This window comes from Thauera linaloolentis 47Lol = DSM 12138, assembly GCF_000310205.1.
Lineage (GTDB): Bacteria > Pseudomonadota > Gammaproteobacteria > Burkholderiales > Rhodocyclaceae > Thauera > Thauera linaloolentis.
In genome coordinates this window covers 1-1848 of the sequence record NZ_AMXE01000171.1, presented here as the reverse complement: position 1 = coordinate 1848, position 1848 = coordinate 1, and the positions used below count along the sequence as shown (strand labels likewise).

Sequence of the window (1848 nt, the reverse complement as noted above, 5' to 3'; positions counted from 1 at the left end):
CCGAAGCCCGGCAGCAGCACGCGCGGGTCGGCGCCCTGGGCGCGCAGGGCCGGCGGCAGCGCGCCGGCCACGTCGGCCAGGCCGCCCGTCTTCAGTAGGGGGAAGATCTCCGCGCAGACCTGCAGGATTCGCATCGTGTGTTCCTCATCTCATAGCGCCGCCAGCATGTCCCGGGTGACCAGCACGACGCCGTTCTCTGTACGGTGGAAGCGTTTCGCGTCCAGTTCGGGGTCCTCGCCGATCACCAGCCCTTCGGGCAGCCGGCAGCGGCGGTCGATGACCACCCGCCTGAGGCGGCAGTGGCGGTTGACTTGCACGTCGGGCAGGACGACGGCCTCGTTGATCTCGCAGTACGAGCGCACCAGCACGTTCGAGAACAGCACCGAATTGCGCACCACCGAGCCGGACACGATGCAGCCGCCCGACACCAGCGAATCGAGCGCCTCGCCGCGCCGGCCGTCTACATCATGCACGAACTTGGCGGGCGGCAATTGCTCCTGGTAGGTCCAGATCGGCCAGTCGCGATCGTACATGTTCAGCGCCGGCGTGGTCGAGGCGAGGTCGAGGTTGGCCGCCCAGTAGGCCTCGACGGTGCCGACGTCGCGCCAGTAGGGGCCGGAATAGGGCGGCGTCGCGATCGCCGACATGCCGAAGGGATGGGCGAACGCCTGTTGCTCGGCGACCGCGCGGGGGATGATGTCCTTGCCGAAGTCGTGGCTGGAGTCCGGGTTGCGCGCGTCCTCTTCCAGCAGGCGGAACAGGTAGCCGGCGGTGAACACGTAGATGCCCATGCTCGCCAGCGAGATGTCGGGCTTGTCCGGCATGCAGGGCGGATCGTCCGGCTTTTCGGCGAAGGCGGTGATGTGGCGCTGGCCGTCGATCGCCATGACGCCGAAGGCGCGGGCCTCGTCGCGCGGAACCTCGATGCAGCCGATGGTGACGCCGCGCCCGCAGGCGGCGTGGTCGGCGAGCATGATCGAGTAGTCCATCTTGTAGACGTGGTCGCCGGCGAGCACGACGATGTACTCGGGCGGACGGGAATTGCGGATGATGTCGAGGTTCTGGTACACCGCGTCGGCGGTGCCCTGGTACCACTGTTCCTCGTCGACCCGCTGCTGCGCCGGCAGCAGGTCGACGAACTCGTTCATCTCGTTGCGCAGGAAGCTCCAGCCGCGCTGGATGTGGCGCAGCAGCGAATGCGACTTGTACTGCGTGATGACGCCGATGCGGCGCAGCCCCGAGTTCATGCAGTTCGACAGGGCGAAGTCGATGATGCGGAACTTGCCGCCGAAATGCACCGCCGGCTTGGCGCGCATGTCGGTCAGGGCGCGCAGCCGCGAGCCGCGTCCGCCGGCCAGCACCAGGGCCAGCGTGCGGCGCGCGAGGTTGCGGGTTTCGACACTGCGGTTGATGTCCATGAGGCGTCCCTCCCTTCGTTCGGTTCTGATCTGTGCGCCGGCGGCCGGCTTCAGCGCACGGGGGCTGTGCGTGCGGCGGCGCGGCATCGACGAGGATGCTGAGGCTGCGGCCGGCGACGGGGCATTCGGCATCGAATGGCGCGGGGCCGTCCCGGCGCGGGCGACCATCGCCGGCGTCGCTGTCGAAGACGCGGCGCCATGCGCCCGGCGGCAGGACGAAGCTGCGTGCGCCCGGCGCCGGGTTGGCCAGGACGAGGACCGCCGCGTCTTCCGCCCTGCCGGTGTGCAGGCGTACGGCGAGAGCGCGGTCGGCGGTGTCGTGCCAGTCGGCGGTGGACGGTTCGCCGCCGTCCGGCCGCAGCCATCGAGCGCTCGGCGCGCCGCCAGCTGCGCCCGGCGCCTCCAGCCAGCGGCTGATGCGCAGTGCCGG

The 1848-nt window shown here is 70.1% G+C and carries 2 protein-coding genes and 1 pseudogene; all 3 read right to left on the bottom strand.

Going from position 1 to position 1848, the window contains the following annotated elements; all coding sequences use genetic code 11:
• The coding region (locus C666_RS20070; RefSeq protein ID WP_004350107.1) for a glycogen/starch synthase at window positions 1-134 on the bottom strand (134 nt) is incomplete at its 3' end.
• 15 nt (window positions 135-149) lie between these two features.
• Window positions 150-1418: a glucose-1-phosphate adenylyltransferase gene (glgC, locus tag C666_RS18990; RefSeq protein WP_004350105.1), complete on the bottom strand. Its 1269-nt coding sequence runs from the start codon at window positions 1416-1418 to the stop codon at window positions 150-152.
• Window positions 1419-1653: 235 nt separating this feature from the next.
• Window positions 1654-1779: pseudogene (locus C666_RS21335) on the bottom strand (hypothetical protein); the annotation flags it as partial.
• Window positions 1780-1848 lie beyond the last annotated feature (69 nt).